General features: G+C 60.6%; 15 protein-coding genes and 1 riboswitch. Of the genes, 3 read left to right on the plus strand and 12 right to left on the minus strand.

Annotated features, from left to right (window positions below):
* Positions 1 to 77 precede the first annotated feature (77 nt).
* Together K3557_RS05140 and K3557_RS05145 are read right to left on the minus strand one after the other, a co-directional pair.
* On the minus strand, positions 78 to 578 hold the full coding sequence (locus K3557_RS05140) for a hypothetical protein (protein ID WP_259998128.1): 501 nt from the start codon (positions 576 to 578) through the stop codon (positions 78 to 80).
* Positions 578 to 931, minus strand: a complete 354-nt coding sequence (locus tag K3557_RS05145) for a hypothetical protein (protein ID WP_259998130.1) — start codon at positions 929 to 931, stop codon at positions 578 to 580. The genes K3557_RS05140 and K3557_RS05145 overlap by 1 nt, the downstream gene beginning before the upstream one ends.
* Positions 932 to 1,090: 159 nt before the next feature.
* Here K3557_RS05145 and K3557_RS05150 point away from each other — a divergent pair, with 159 nt between their 5' ends.
* The gene (locus tag K3557_RS05150) at positions 1,091 to 1,567 is read left to right on the plus strand and encodes a hypothetical protein (RefSeq protein WP_259998132.1); all 477 of its coding nucleotides are present in this window, start codon (positions 1,091 to 1,093) and stop codon (positions 1,565 to 1,567) included.
* Positions 1,568 to 1,804: 237 nt separating this feature from the next.
* Here the strand turns inward: K3557_RS05150 and K3557_RS05155 are convergent, their stop codons facing one another.
* Positions 1,805 to 2,908 carry a site-specific integrase gene (locus K3557_RS05155; RefSeq protein WP_259998135.1) on the minus strand — a complete coding sequence of 368 codons (1,104 nt, stop codon included), beginning with the start codon at positions 2,906 to 2,908 and terminating at the stop codon, positions 1,805 to 1,807.
* Between the two features lie 168 nt (positions 2,909 to 3,076).
* Positions 3,077 to 3,156, plus strand: a riboswitch (SAM riboswitch).
* Positions 3,157 to 3,215: 59 nt separating this feature from the next.
* Here K3557_RS05155 and metZ point away from each other — a divergent pair.
* Positions 3,216 to 4,406: an O-succinylhomoserine sulfhydrylase gene (gene metZ, locus K3557_RS05160; RefSeq protein ID WP_259998137.1), complete on the plus strand. Its 1,191-nt coding sequence runs from the start codon at positions 3,216 to 3,218 to the stop codon at positions 4,404 to 4,406.
* Positions 4,407 to 5,145: 739 nt separating this feature from the next.
* On the opposite strand, the gene K3557_RS05165 is transcribed toward metZ, so the two are convergent.
* From K3557_RS05165 to K3557_RS05190, 6 genes are read right to left on the minus strand one after another with little or no spacing between them, the layout of a single operon-like run.
* The gene (locus K3557_RS05165) at positions 5,146 to 5,919 is read right to left on the minus strand and encodes a LamB/YcsF family protein (RefSeq protein ID WP_259998140.1); all 774 of its coding nucleotides are present in this window, start codon (positions 5,917 to 5,919) and stop codon (positions 5,146 to 5,148) included.
* A 9-nt stretch (positions 5,920 to 5,928) separates the two neighbouring features.
* Positions 5,929 to 6,945 carry a biotin-dependent carboxyltransferase family protein gene (locus K3557_RS05170; RefSeq protein WP_259998142.1) on the minus strand — a complete coding sequence of 339 codons (1,017 nt, stop codon included), beginning with the start codon at positions 6,943 to 6,945 and terminating at the stop codon, positions 5,929 to 5,931.
* On the minus strand, positions 6,942 to 7,688 hold the full coding sequence (locus K3557_RS05175; protein WP_259998145.1) for an allophanate hydrolase subunit 1: 747 nt from the start codon (positions 7,686 to 7,688) through the stop codon (positions 6,942 to 6,944). The genes K3557_RS05170 and K3557_RS05175 overlap by 4 nt, the downstream gene beginning before the upstream one ends.
* Positions 7,688 to 8,983 carry a TRAP transporter large permease gene (locus K3557_RS05180; RefSeq protein WP_259998147.1) on the minus strand — a complete coding sequence of 432 codons (1,296 nt, stop codon included), beginning with the start codon at positions 8,981 to 8,983 and terminating at the stop codon, positions 7,688 to 7,690. Before K3557_RS05180 ends, K3557_RS05175 begins: the two co-directional genes overlap by 1 nt.
* Before the next feature lie 9 nt (positions 8,984 to 8,992).
* On the minus strand, positions 8,993 to 9,541 hold the full coding sequence (locus K3557_RS05185; protein WP_259998149.1) for a TRAP transporter small permease: 549 nt from the start codon (positions 9,539 to 9,541) through the stop codon (positions 8,993 to 8,995).
* Between the two features lie 58 nt (positions 9,542 to 9,599).
* Positions 9,600 to 10,571 carry a TRAP transporter substrate-binding protein gene (locus tag K3557_RS05190; RefSeq protein WP_259998151.1) on the minus strand — a complete coding sequence of 324 codons (972 nt, stop codon included), beginning with the start codon at positions 10,569 to 10,571 and terminating at the stop codon, positions 9,600 to 9,602.
* A gap of 168 nt (positions 10,572 to 10,739) precedes the next feature.
* Between K3557_RS05190 and K3557_RS05195 the strand changes: the two genes are divergently transcribed.
* Positions 10,740 to 11,261, plus strand: coding sequence for a winged helix DNA-binding protein (locus tag K3557_RS05195; RefSeq protein WP_259998154.1), 522 nt, complete (start codon positions 10,740 to 10,742; stop codon positions 11,259 to 11,261).
* Here the strand turns inward: K3557_RS05195 and K3557_RS20575 are convergent.
* From K3557_RS20575 to K3557_RS05210, 3 genes are all read right to left on the minus strand, one after another.
* On the minus strand, positions 11,256 to 11,654 hold the full coding sequence (locus K3557_RS20575) for a transposase (protein WP_409201214.1): 399 nt from the start codon (positions 11,652 to 11,654) through the stop codon (positions 11,256 to 11,258). The genes K3557_RS05195 and K3557_RS20575 overlap by 6 nt on opposite strands.
* 62 nt (positions 11,655 to 11,716) lie before the next feature.
* Complete coding sequence (locus tag K3557_RS05205; protein ID WP_259998157.1) at positions 11,717 to 12,337, minus strand: hypothetical protein; 621 nt, start codon at positions 12,335 to 12,337, stop codon at positions 11,717 to 11,719.
* Entirely contained in the window at positions 12,334 to 13,278 is a 945-nt protein-coding gene (locus K3557_RS05210) for an NAD(P)/FAD-dependent oxidoreductase (RefSeq protein ID WP_259998159.1), read from the minus strand. The genes K3557_RS05205 and K3557_RS05210 overlap by 4 nt, the downstream gene beginning before the upstream one ends.
* Positions 13,279 to 13,307: the final 29 nt, after the last annotated feature.

Genomic DNA, 13,307 nt, shown 5'->3' on the forward strand with positions numbered 1-13,307 from the left:
AATAGGAGCGCATCAGCGTGAAGTGAATAAGCCGCTCACTTGGAGCGGCTTATTCCTTGGGGCTGGGCAAATTTGAACTAATTCGCCCAGCGAATTTGTGGGATGTGTTGATCAATGCCAACGGAAGTGTGTACTGCCTGCCGTGTTGCGCGGCCGAACCTGACAGGGAGAACGACTAAAAGCAACATCTCTAGTCCGAACAACACCAGGCACAGGGGGCTCTTTGCAATCATACACACAATGCCCAAAGCATAAGTCGAAGCAATTTCTTTGCGGCGCGGGTGATTCCGTATCGCCACTGGTGATTGTGCTTCTTTGCTCCTGAACTTATAGGCGATAGCGGACACCGGAAGAGTTACAACAATCAGCCAGCCGCGGTAGCTGCTGAACAAGGAGTCAGCCAAGTAATCGAGGTCTTTGCGAATCTCGACCGGTATCGACGTATCGCTTATGAGTTTTTCCACGCAGTCCACAACGTGCAGCCTAAGTGGCTGTACAGCGCGTGAAAGGCCTGCTGCAACAAGGTTGTAGAGTACTATGGCTCCACCAACCCAGAGCATGGTCACGGTAATTTCCATTATCGAGCCTCCGCCTTCTTGTGTTTTCGCTTACGCGACTTGTTCTTCTTTGGCGAGGAGTTTTTTCTTCGCCTTTTCGCAACCTCGGTCTTCATCTGTTGCTCAGCTGGCAGCGTATACAGGCAGTGCATCCCAGCGAGAAACATAACGAACATAAGCACGCCAATGGGGTAATTCATTGTAAAATATATGGCAGAAGTAAACAAATACCCCATAAGCTGCAGAAACCAGATCACATTCTCGTCACTATTCAGGTCCGGAACGTCGTCGGCCAGCCCGGCCGCGACGCCGCAGAAGACGCAGAATGCACCGCCCCAAGACAGCACCTTGATGATTGATTTGACGAATAGCATGTAACCCCGGTCTTCCCTTTCGTAGCCGAGTAGAAGAACCTGGGCACTCGTGTCAAGGTGGTGCTATGGCCGAAAGCTGGGTTGTTTTGCGATTACCTCTAAATCTGGCTTCGGGCAGGATGCCTGGGGCCGCAGAAGTTCAGTAAAGGAGATTTTGAGTTGAGTATTGACCTTCAATCGATCCGTTCCGCTAACCAAATGCTTGATGCCTTTCACGGGGAGAGCGACCGAGGTGCAGTGCTTGTCGCTACAGGGTATCTGGAGGAGCAGCTAAAGGTTGCAATTAAGGCGCGCTTGCAGCCGGGGCGGGGCTTGGACGCATTGCTCCCTGACAAAGAGTTCGGGCCGCTATCGACGTTTGAAGCCCGAGCTGCAGCTTGTCACGCCTTGGGGATCATTGACGACTATGATTTTCGAGAGCTCAAGCTTATTCGCAAGGTACGAAATGAACTTGCTCACAAGTGGGATGTGAGTCTGGATGACCCGAAAATCTCTGACTGGTGCCGAGAGCTGTGTAGCAAGCCCATAGAAGAAGATGGAAAACCACTCAGAACCAAGTCCATAACCCCAAGGGACAATTTCGTGCTTTCAGCAGTTAGTTTGTTAGCAAAGCTAATGCGTGCTCAGTCCAGCTAAGGAGACTACACCTTGCTTGCCGCTGCGGACCACCAGTTCTGCGCGTAATGAGGACGGCAGCGGCCTTGCATGTTGTCGGGTGTTGCACGCTCCTCCGCACAGTCTGCCGCTAGTATTGAGAGCGCTTGCGGTAGTTCGGTGTCTGGTCCTACCAGTTCAACGAACCTGGATTTGCGGTACTGTCCGTACCTTCCACACTGATCGCAGGCGATTTTGACCAATGGAAGCGGGTAATCTCTAGCTTTCATTGCTCGAAATCGCCTCCTGTAGTGGTGCGACCTGATTTAGCCATCGCCAACCTTCGAACCGGTCGCCGGTCGCGCGAATATGGCTGTATCGCTGCAGGCTCTGCCAGCTTCGATGGCCCGAAACGCTGGCAACCTGGGGGATGGTCTTGCCCATTTCGAAAAGACGGCTCACACCTTCGTGCCGCAGGTCGTGAAAGCGTAGGTCATCTATCCCCAGTAGCGCGCAAGTTCGGATGAAAGATGCCGAGATGTTATTCGCGCGGTGTGGGAAAATCGGTTTGTCCAGGCCGGTGTTGGGCATGGTCTCTATTATTCGCATGGCCTCGGGCGGCAGCTCGCACCACACATCATTGCCAATTTTCTCGCCTGGGTTCTTCATGTCCCTGATCAGCAGACGGCTGTGTTGCTTGTCGAGATCCTGCCACTGGGCGCGAACGATTTCGTCCTGCCTTCTGGTCGAGAAAATAGCAAAAGGGATGATCTTGTTCATGGGCATGTGCCCGCGCGCCGCACTGTCCTGATAGTGCGTCATCAGCTTTTCGAGTTCGTCCATTGTTGGCCGGCGGTCCCGGCGATTGGACTTTGAGATCAGGCCAAGCCGCTTGCACACAATTAGCGCATCATTGATTGCCGCCGGATCCAAGTCGATCTGCCATGCTGGGCGGGCCATTCGGAAGATTGGTGCTAGATGCGACAGGTAGTTTCCTACGGTTGAGGTAGCGCGGCCTTCTCCGAATTCTCGGGCCAGGTCAACGATGTGCTGGCTGGTGATTTCGTCGCATGGCTTCTCGGCAATTGGCATTTCCTTGAGGCGCTGCAGCACTTGTGCCTTGGACCGGCCGTAAGATTTCTTGTGATCGTCTATGTACTGGTTGATCGCGTCTGCGAGTGTCTTTCGTTTGCCGCGGGCCTTCTCAATGCCGCCCGGCGCGCGAAGTTCCTTCTCTCGGCGCTCCATCCAAGCCTTGGCGGTCGTGCGCCGCGGAAACTGCCGGGACTCCCTGTGAGTGGGTTCTCCCTTGCGTTTTATGATGATTTGGGCCTTATAAGCGATGCGCCCGTCTGAGAGCTTGCGTTCTGCGATCGTGCCCATGCTGCCCTTTTGACCCCTGGTATGCCCTGAGTGTTGCGGTATGCCTTCGGGGCATAACATGGCCGGGGAATGACCGGAAACGCAAGGAAATAACGGGCAAAAAATGGCGCGGCTGATGCCCTTACAGCACAGGGTTGACGCCTAAGTATATGAAATATTGAGGTTTATCACCTCAAGCGTGGGCGATTTGTTACCGGATTGCGGGCCACGTTAAACACTCCCGCTAAAGAGGTCAGGACGTGAAGGACCCCCTTTCGCTTGGCCGATTGGGGTTTTTTTATGCGCGACAGGCGCGAGGAGACAGAAGATGAGCGACAACTGGAACAGCCGCACCAAGCTGGTTCACGCAGGCACCCGCCGCAGCCAGTACAACGAGGTGAGCGAAGCGATCTTCCTGACCCAGGGCTTTGTCTACGAGAGTGCCGAGCAGGCCGAGGCGCGGTTCATCGAGACCGGCCCGGATGAGTTCATCTATGCCCGTTACGGCAACCCGACCGTCGACATGTTCGAAAAGCGCATAGCGGCGCTGGAAGGGGCGGAGGATGCCTTTGCCACCGCCTCCGGCATGGCGGCTGTCAACGGCGCGCTGACCTCGCTGGTGAAAGCGGGCGATCACATCGTGTCGGCCAAGGCGTTGTTTGGATCCTGCAACTACATCCTGGCGGATGTGCTTGGCCGCTTCGGGGTCGAGGTAACCTTTATTGACGGCACCGATCTGGATGCCTGGCGGCAGGCCGTGCGCCCGGACACCAAGGCGGTGTTTTTTGAGTCCATGTCGAACCCGACACTGGAGGTGATCGACATTGCCGCGGTTGCAAAGATCGCTCATGCAGCGGGCGCCACGGTGGTGGTGGACAACGTGTTCTCGACCCCGGTGTTTTCCCGCGCGATCGAACAGGGCGCCGATGTGGTGATCTATTCCGCAACCAAGCATATCGACGGTCAGGGCCGTGCGCTGGGCGGGGTGGTGCTGGGCACCAAAGATTTTATCCGCGGCACGCTGGAACCCTATATGAAGCACACCGGCGGCAGTCTCAGCCCGTTTAATGCCTGGGTGATGCTGAAGGGGCTGGAGACGATTGACCTGCGGGTCAACGCCCAGGCGGACAGCGCCCTGAAAATCGCCGAAGCGCTGGACGGCCATGCGGCGCTGGCGCGTACCATCTATCCGGGTCTGAAAGGTCACGCGCAGAACGCATTGGTGCAGGCTCAGCTGGGCGGCAAGGGCGGCACCGTGCTGTCGCTGGACCTGAAGGGCGGCAAGGACGCGGCCTTCAAGTTCCTGAACGCAATGACCATCCCGGTGATCTCCAACAATCTGGGCGATGCCAAATCCATCGCCACCCACCCGGCCACCACCACCCACCAGCGCCTCAGCGATGAGCTGAAGGCGGAGCTGGGCATCACGCCCGGCCTGGTGCGCTTTTCGGTCGGGCTGGAGGACGCAGACGACCTGATCGCCGACCTGAAAGCGGCGCTGGAGGCGGCGCAGAGCTGAGGCGCGCACGCCGTCTGTTTCTTTCTGGTGGGAAAAATCTACCGTGTTGCTTTGTTCGATACTTTGCCCCCGCGTTAGCATGGGCAAAGAGCGTAGGGACGTCAAATACCGGAACGCTCTTTTGCCCATGCGATTTTCAGCAGAGCAGCAGTTCGTCTTTCGCGCAGCGGAATCAACGCGAGAGCCCAACCTGTAGATTGGATTTCCTTACTGCGTGCGCGCGCAGCACGGGTTTTTCTGCACACGCGCAAATTCTGACGTCGCAGCGCGGCGGGAATACCTGCCGTTCGTGTGTACTGCAGCGAGATTCTTTATCTGAAATTCCAGGACGCCGGACAGAACCGACCTTGGCAATTTCTTCTTCGCTGACGCAGCATCGCTTTGCACATGCGACGGGCTTCTCGCTACCTTGCAGTCCTTGTCACGGAAGCGGTCATTGCTTGGCCGGTTCGAGCGGTAGATTAGAACCGCGCCTTCACTGCTTGGCGTTTGGACACGAAAGACGCCGGATAGGGCCGCCTTTTGCCAACGTAGCTTTCGCGTACGCAGAAAATGCTCGTAACCGATGCGGCAGATTTTCGGCGGTGAAGCGGTTTGCCCAAAAACGAACACTCAAAACCGTGCAGCAGGGGGAATTCGAACTGTTCATTCGAAGCATCTTAGTCGAAAAAGTTAAGCAAACAGAATCCTTCGGCAAAGCTCTTCAATGCTACGAACCCCGTCCGCCTGTCCCGGTAAATCAGAGCATGGCCCCACCGAATATGGCCGTTTTTAGGCCGTTTGACCGCAGCGCGCTTTTGACTCCCGCTGCGATGGCCACAGCGGCGGGGCTGTCGCCATGCAGGCAGATGGTATCGATCCGCGCCGGGATGCGCTTGCCGGCGGCGGTGATAATCGCGCCTTCGCGCACCATTTCCACCATCCGCCGCCCGGCCTCTGCCGGATCATAGATCACCGCGCCGGGCAGGCTGCGGTCCACCAGCGTCGCATCGTCGTTATAGGCACGGTCGGCGAAGATCTCGCACGCGGTCTTGCAACCCAGCTCCTGCGCCGCCTGCTGCTGCGCGGTGCCCGCCAGCACCATCACGATGATCTCCGGATCGACTGACAAGGCCGCCTGATAGCAGGCCCGCGCCACCGCAATGTCTTCCGAGGCCATATTGGCCAGCGCCCCGTGCAGCTTCAGATGCCGCACCGCGCCGCCCGCCGCGCGGGCCATTGCCTGCGCCGCCCCTAGCTGATAGCGCACCATGTTGCCCAGCGTCCCATAGGGCACCGACATCCGGCGGCGGCCAAAGCCCTGCAGATCGGGAAAACCGGGATGCGCACCAATGCCGGTGCCCTTGGCCACCGCGTGTTTCATCGTCGCCGCCATCACATCCGGGTCGCCCGCGTGATAACCGCAGGCGATATTGGCCGAGGTCACGATATCCAGCAGCCCGGCATCATCGCCCAGGGACCAGGCGCCAAAACTTTCGCCCATATCGGCGTTCAGATCGACAGTCCGGGTCATGTCATCTCCTCACAAGACATCTTCTTCACCGGCAATCGCGCCGCTGATCAGCTGATAAGACAGCAGGTTGGACATAGTGCGCGGATCGCGGATCAAGGGACGGCACTGGCCGCGCAAGCCTTCGCACCGTTCCGCCTCTGACCGTTCTAGCCCGACCGCCTCCTCCAGCGGGATGAAGCGGAATTGCAGCGCCGCCCCCGCCGCCGCCTGCGCCAGCAAGGGCAGATCGCAGGGCACCACCGTGCCGATCCGCGGATAGCCGCCGGTGGTCTGGCATTCCGACAGCAGCACATAGGGCGTGCCGTCACCGGTCACCTGGATGTCGCCGGGCGTGATCACCTCGGAGACCACCGTGCGCGCGCCCTCCGGGCGGAAGCCGTCACCGCCACTCTCCATCGGCACGCCCATCCGGTTGCCGCGCGCTCCGCGGCGGAAGGCCGTCTGCTCGAACCGCTCCAACTCGGCCTGCGGGAACAGCGAAGTCTGCAAGCTCGCCACAACCCGTACGATGCCGCCCTCAAACCGGTTCTCGGGCGTCAGCCCCAGCCCGGTAGTGCGGCCGCTGTCAGGACCGGTGTCCAGAACCTCCCCCTCCGCCAGCGGCGCGCCGATGCCCGCCGCCAGATGCGCCGACCGCGCACCCAGATGCTCCGCCGACTTAATGCCGCCGCTAACATGCAAGTAGCCATAGCTGCCGCTCTGCGCCGCGCCGATCGTCAATCGCGCCCCAGCGGGCAGCAGGTGGCTGGCGTTCCAGGCCACGGCGGTGCCGTCGATGCTGGCCCGCATCGGCGCGCCGGTCAGGGCGATGCGCAGATCGCTGCCCGCCTGGAACTCGCCGCCCAGACCGGCCATCTCGACCGCCGCCAGATCCGCCGCCTGCCCCAGCAGCGCCGCGCCCTCGGCCAGCGCCAGCTGGTCGGCAGCGCCGCCGCGCGACACCCCGTAATCCAGCCAGCCCGGGCGGCCAAGGTCCTGAACCGTCATCCCGGGTCCTGCGCGCAGAATGGTCAAGGTGCCGCTCATGACAGTGTCTCCGCCCTTGCACCGCCCAGCGGATCGCGCCGCAAGCCCTGCAGCTCCTCCGGTGTTATCGCGTTGAATTGCACCTCATCGCCGGGGCGCAGCAGGAACGGCTCCTCTGCATCCGGGCGGAACAGGCGCATCGCAGTCTGGCCCGCATGCATCCAGCCGGTGGGGGTGGCCACCGAAAACAGCACCACCTGGCGGATCGCCACCGCCAGCGCGCCTTCGGGAATGCGGCTGGTCAGCTGGCTCTGGCGCGGGATATCCCAGGCTTCTGGCAGCTCTCCCAAGTACGGCTGGCCGGGGGCAAAACCGATGGTCTGCACCCGTACCCGCGCTGCCGACAGCGAGGCCGCTGCCTCTGCCTCGCTCATACCTGCCGCCTCCGCCGCCTGCGGCAGCTGCGGCGCCAGATCGGTGCCAAACACAGCCGGGATCCGCCACAGGCGGCGCTGGCCGGGCAGTTTGGCCGCGTACCAGTCACGCTGCGACAGCAGCCCCTCCAACCGCGCCCGCAAGCCCGCATGGTCCAGATGCCGCAGGTCGAAGCGCACATAGGCCGACACCAGCGAGGTGGAAACCTCCTCGACCCCGTCCCAGCTCTCCTGCGCAAGTGCTGTGCGGAACGCCAGGGCGGCGCGGTTGGCCGGCTCGCTCAGGCGGCTGCCAAAGCTCACCAGCATCCCGTCTACCCCCACCGTGCGGATTTCAGGGTTGGGCGTTGCAACGGTATCCTGTGCCATTACATCTGCTCCGGCAGGTAGGTGACGATGGACGGGAACAGCACGATCAGCACCAGTGCCACGATCATCAGGAAGAAGAACGGCAGCGCCGCCTTGGCCACGGTCAGAATGTCCCGCCCGGTCAGCGACTGCAGCACAAACAGGTTAAAGCCGACTGGTGGCGTGATCTGCGACATCTCGACCACGATCACCAGGAAGATGCCGAACCACAGGGGATCAATGCCCGCTTCCAGCACCATTGGCATGATCACCGAGGCGGTCAGCACCACCACCGAAATCCCGTCGAGAAAGCAGCCCATGATCACAAAGAAGATGGTCAGCGCTGCCAGCAGGGTGAAGGTCGACAGGTTCAGCGACCCGATCCACTCCGCCAGGATACGCGGAATGCCGGTGAAGCCCATCGCCACGGTCAGAAAGGACGCCCCCGCCAGGATAAAGGCGATCATGCAGGAGGTGATGGTCGCCCCCATCAGCCCTTCGGTAAAGCTTTGCCGGTTCAGCGACCCGGACTGCCATGACAACAGCAGCGCCAGCACCACGCCGACAGCGGCGGCATCGGTGGGCGAGGCAATGCCTGCATAGATCGAACCGATCACCCCGCCGATCAGCAGCACCACCGGCAGCAGCCTGCGGGCGCGCTTCAGCTCCTTGCGGAAGGTGGCGGCGATGTCCTCGGTGGGCAGCTGGCTGCGGTTCATCAGTGCCCAGACCACCACATAGCCGACGAACAGCCCGACCAGCAGCACGCCCGGCAGCACGCCCGCGACAAACAGCCGGGCGATGGATTGCTCGGTCGCCACGCCGTAGACGATCAGGATGATCGACGGCGGGATCAGCAGCCCCAGCGTGGCAGAACCGGCCAGGGTGCCGATCACCAGCTTTTCAGGATAGCCACGGCGCGACAGCTCCGGGATCGACAGCTTGCCGATGGTGGCGGCAGTGGCGGCGGACGACCCTGACACGGCGGCAAAGATCCCGCAGGCAAAGACGTTCACATGCAACAGCTGCCCCGGCAGCCGGTTCATCCAGGGCGACAGCCCGGTGAACATGTCTTCCGACAGGCGCGAGCGGAACAGGATCTCGCCCATCCAGATGAACAGCGGCAGCGCCGCCAGGGCCCAGGAGTTGCTGTGGCCCCACATGGTGGTGGCCATCACCAGCCCCAGCGGCGCCTCGGTGAACAGCGCCATTGCGGCGATGCCCACGCCCAGCAGGGCAAAGGCCACCCAAAGTCCTGCACCCAGGAACAGGAACAGAAGGACAAGAAGAAGGATGGAAAGTGCGGCAATCGACATGGTGAACCCCTATTCGCTCAGAAGATTTTCGCCCTTGCCCTCCCAGGAGGGCGGGGCGCCGCGCAACATGCAGATCAGCTCGTCCGCCAGCGCCAGGGTGAGGATCGCAAGGCCAAGTGCCACCGGTGCCTGCGGCAGCCACAGCGGCACCGACACCATGCCCGCGCTGCGGTCTCCGAATTCCAGCGATTCCAGCAGCAGCAAGCCCATGTACCAGGTGGCATAGCCGCTCATGACCAGTGCCAGAAAGGTGACGACCACTTCGGACATGCGGCGGGCGCGGACGGGCAGTCGGTTGGTCAGCAGCGTCACCCGGATGTGGCCGCCAGCGCGCAGTGCGTAGGCCAGTGCCAGAAAGGTGGAGGCCGCCAGGAAAAAGCCGGTGAAATCGGCATAAGACGGAATGGTCAGGCCGACCCCGCTGCCGGTCAGTGCCGCCGCGATCTTGTCGGCCAGGTTCAAGCACACCTGCGCGAATACCAACGCCACGATGGCGACGATGAACAGTGCTGCCAGCCCGCCGGCCGCACGGTAGATGAAATCAAGCACAAGCCGCATGGCTGCTCCTCCTCCCCAGGAGACCGGACGCCGCTGCCGGCGTCCGGCCGTGTTGCAGTTACTGCTGATAAGCGTTCAGCAGGGTGGCGCCGGCCTCCCCAGCCTCGCCCTTCCAGTTTTCCAGCATCTGCGCCCCAATGGCACGCAGGCCTTCCATCAGCTCCTCCGACGGCTCGGCCACGGTGATGCCGTTTTCCTTCAGCACCCCGACCTGCTCGGCGGTCTCGGTCCGGCTCATCTCCCAGCCGCGCGCCTCGGCCGCAGCTGCGGCTTCCAGAACGGCGGTCTGAGTGGCTTCATCCAGGCGGCGGAAGGCACGCTTGTTCACCACCACGATGTTCTTCGGGATCCAGGCCTGGATATCGGTGTAATGGGTCAGGAAATCCCAGGCCTTGGAGTTCACACCGGTGGAGGGCGAGGTGATCATCGCCTCGACCCGGCCAGTGCTGAAGGCCTGCGGAACATCCGGAACCTCAACCTGAGTCGGCGCGGCGCCCGCCAGGTTGGCGAACTGCTCCAGCGTCGCGTTGTAGGTGCGGAACTTCAGCCCGGCCAGATCGTCCACGCTGTTGATTTCCTTAGTGGTGTACAGCCCCTGCGGCGGCCACGGCACAGCGTACAGCGCCATCAGCCCCTGTTCGTCCAGCAGCCCGTCGACCACATCCTTCTGCGCCGCCCACAGCCGTTCGGCTTCGGCGTAGCTGGTCGCCAGGAACGGCAGCGAGTCGGCGCCAAACGCCGGGTTGTCATTGGCCAAGAGGGACAAGAAGAACTCGCCCGCAGGCACCTGGCCGCTGCGCACCGCCTTGCTGATTTCGGGATGCTTGAACAGGGAACCCGCCGAATGGACCTTGATCTCCAGCCCGCCACCGGTGGCCTCGGCCACGTCGCTGGCAAATTCAGCGACGTTCTTGGTGTGGAACGTAGCGTCCGGATAAGGCGTCGGCATGTCCCAGGTTGCGGCCTGCACCGAAACCGACAGCCCGGCAGCAAGAACGGCGGCGCTGCCCAGAATACGTGTGATCTGCATTTTTTCCTCCCAATGCGGTTTGTTGTCTATTTATATTCATAACGCTGATGTTTTGTCAACGTTATGCCAAAATGGGTCCCTGCTCGCTTGATCTTGCTGATACTTTGCATTTTTATAGCTTCAAGCAGGTAAAACACCGGGGTTTTATCAATAATGAAGGAACTAAAGATGGCTGAGAACCAACCGGACGGCCGCCGAATCGTCTCCTCCCGCCATCTGGCAGAGGGCGACGGATGGGAACTGTCGGAACTGGAATACGGGCTGATCGTCGCCTTCAATGCATTTTCGCGCTGGACCGCCCGCTGCATGTCCGCGGCCGGCCAACCCGACCTCAGCCCGCTGGAAATCCTGATCCTGCACAACGTCAATCACCGCAGCAAGGACAAGCGCCTGTCCGACATCTGCTTCCTTTTGAACATCGAGGACAGCCACACGGTGAACTACGGGCTGCGCAAGCTGCTCAAGGCGGGGCTGCTGAATTCTGAAAAACGCGGCAAGGAAGTGTTCTACCGCACTTCCCCTGAGGGCGCCGCGATTTGTGCTGCCTATCGCGATGTCCGCCGCCAATGCCTGCTGGACGGGCTGGATGGCGTCGATCTTCCAGGAAAAGATCTGCGCGAGATTGCCCGCAGCTTGCGCACTCTATCGGGCTACTACGATCAGGCCAGCCGCGCAGCGGCGTCGCTATAAGGATGGCCGGGGACCAAGGGCAATGGGAATCGGCAGTTCCGGGCCACCTGACCGATGAGCTCCTTTGACGGTTAACCTGTCCGGCAGGACTCCGGCCAGTGATTCCAGCGGCGCCGCAGAACGGCCAGCCCAATCCAGCAGGGTGGAGCGGTCCAGAGTGATCCCTTCCTGCCCGTAGTTCTGCGGCTGCTGGTACAGGGGAAATTGGCCCGCATATTTGTTGGCCAGCACATTGCCTGTGAGGCGTGAAAGAGGTTGAGGGCGGATTGGAACCTGCCGTGCGCCTGGCAGACTATATACCTGAGACGCTGCGGCTTCATTCAATGTCCCGGCATTGACGCTTCCATAGCTAGCGTTCAGGCAAAACGCCGCAAAAGCGGGAGCAGAGCCCACTTTGCAAATTTTCTGTGGCGCGGCCAACGGCTGCTTTCATCATCGGCTTTTCGATTGGCAAGTCACAGCACCCTTTCGAACAAGTAGGCAAATGGAGATTTGGTATAAGCAACGCCGCGTCCTGATTTCATCAGGCTGTCACGGGTGATCGTTTGCGGCTTTTTCGGCACCATGTAGCTGTCAAGGTGTTGATCGGTGACCTCGTAGCAACCGCTTGCAGAGGTGACAACCGCAACCAACTTGAACCGTGGATCGAGCGCCGCAAGCGCTGCATCCCCATGGCTTGAGTTCACCAGGAAATGTCCCCCGATGCGCAGCAAATGGCCGCAGGGCTCTGATATGAGCCCCGCATAGAGTGAGATCAGCAGATCCAAGCTTTCGGGCGGCAAATCAAGTGCGGCGTAGTCGCCATGCACGAACGCGACCCGCCCGTTCACATTGCCTCCATGGTCGCAGATGATCTGTCGCGTACCTCCAGTATCAGCAAAAAACGCCGCCGCCCGTTTGTCCATGTCCGCATAGGTCACATCGTCATAAACAAAGGACGGCGCAACATCGACGTAGCTGCCCGCATAGAGCACGCGGCGCGCAGGCACTGCCGCGCTCACCGCTTGAAACAGCCGCCAACGGTCGCCTTTATGCTGATCCTGCTTTTCCCAAAGCGCCTTTGTTTTTTCCTTCACTTTGATTCCTCCAGCAGGACGGCCCAACGTTCCATCGCGACCTCATGGGCTATCATTTCTACGCAGAACCCGCCTTCCGAAACCGCTGCCGCGATGCCCGCGAATCCCATCCGCGCATCCCCGACGATGTAAAGACCTGGAATATTAGTTGTGCCGTTCGCACCGGCAAGCTCGGACATACCCCAATCGTTCTCTTCGTTCGCGATAACCCCCAGACGCACCGCAAAGTCAGTCGCGGGCGACGAGAATTCCTCGACAACAAACCCGCTTTGCCGCGCAATCTCGCGGCCGTCGTCCAATACGACATGGGTGAGCGTGCCGCCTGTTGACCGCAAGCTCGCAACCCCGGCTTCTTCGACAGGCACGCCTTTGGCCTGCAACTCTGCCTTCACCTTGGCGTCCAATGGATTGCCGTTGGTGAACACGATCATATCGCGCGACCAAATCCGCATCATCGGCACAAAATGTTCGATTGCGCCGTGGCCGAAAATGGCCAACGCTTCGTCGGAATGTTCGTACCCATCGCAGAACGGGCATGGGTAAACCGATTTGCCGTAGACGTCCTCGATACCGGGTAAGTCCAACTGGTCGAGGTGGTCCCGATGACCCGTCGCAATCAGCATGCGGGTCGCGGTCATCGTTACACCCTGCGCTGTCGTCGCCGAAAATCCGCCGGCCAAGCGGGCGACCTCAGAAACCTTACCGGCAATGTAGTTGACGGTTGGATATTTCCGCAGCTGCTCCTTGGCCACTGCCAATAGCTCGCTTGGGTGGGCACCATCGCGGGTCAAAAACCCGTGCGAGGCTGTGGTCACAAAGTTGCGGGGGCTTTCCGCGTTGATGAATGCGGTTTTCATACGGGTGCGTCCAGCAATCAAAGCGGCGGATTGTCCGGCGGGTCCACCACCGATGATAATGAGGTCGTAGTGTTGGCTAGCCATGTCTGGATCCGTTTATGCTGATGGTTTCG

Origin of the sequence: Leisingera sp. M523, assembly GCF_025141335.1 — a bacterium.
Taxonomy (GTDB): Bacteria; Pseudomonadota; Alphaproteobacteria; order Rhodobacterales; family Rhodobacteraceae; genus Leisingera.

Coding starts and splice junctions, on each gene's coding strand:
- K3557_RS05165 (WP_259998140.1), bottom strand. CDS start 5,919: ATGACCCGGACTGTCGATCTGAACGCCGATATGGGCGAAAGTTTTGGC.
- metZ (WP_259998137.1), top strand. CDS start 3,216: ATGAGCGACAACTGGAACAGCCGCACCAAGCTGGTTCACGCAGGCACC.
- K3557_RS05145 (WP_259998130.1), bottom strand. CDS start 931: ATGCTATTCGTCAAATCAATCATCAAGGTGCTGTCTTGGGGCGGTGCA.
- K3557_RS05170 (WP_259998142.1), bottom strand. CDS start 6,945: ATGAGCGGCACCTTGACCATTCTGCGCGCAGGACCCGGGATGACGGTT.
- K3557_RS05210 (WP_259998159.1), bottom strand. CDS start 13,278: ATGGCTAGCCAACACTACGACCTCATTATCATCGGTGGTGGACCCGCC.
- K3557_RS05140 (WP_259998128.1), bottom strand. CDS start 578: ATGGAAATTACCGTGACCATGCTCTGGGTTGGTGGAGCCATAGTACTC.
- K3557_RS05180 (WP_259998147.1), bottom strand. CDS start 8,983: ATGTCGATTGCCGCACTTTCCATCCTTCTTCTTGTCCTTCTGTTCCTG.
- K3557_RS05195 (WP_259998154.1), top strand. CDS start 10,740: ATGGCTGAGAACCAACCGGACGGCCGCCGAATCGTCTCCTCCCGCCAT.
- K3557_RS05155 (WP_259998135.1), bottom strand. CDS start 2,908: ATGGGCACGATCGCAGAACGCAAGCTCTCAGACGGGCGCATCGCTTAT.
- K3557_RS05185 (WP_259998149.1), bottom strand. CDS start 9,541: ATGCGGCTTGTGCTTGATTTCATCTACCGTGCGGCCGGCGGGCTGGCA.
- K3557_RS05175 (WP_259998145.1), bottom strand. CDS start 7,688: ATGGCACAGGATACCGTTGCAACGCCCAACCCTGAAATCCGCACGGTG.
- K3557_RS05190 (WP_259998151.1), bottom strand. CDS start 10,571: ATGCAGATCACACGTATTCTGGGCAGCGCCGCCGTTCTTGCTGCCGGG.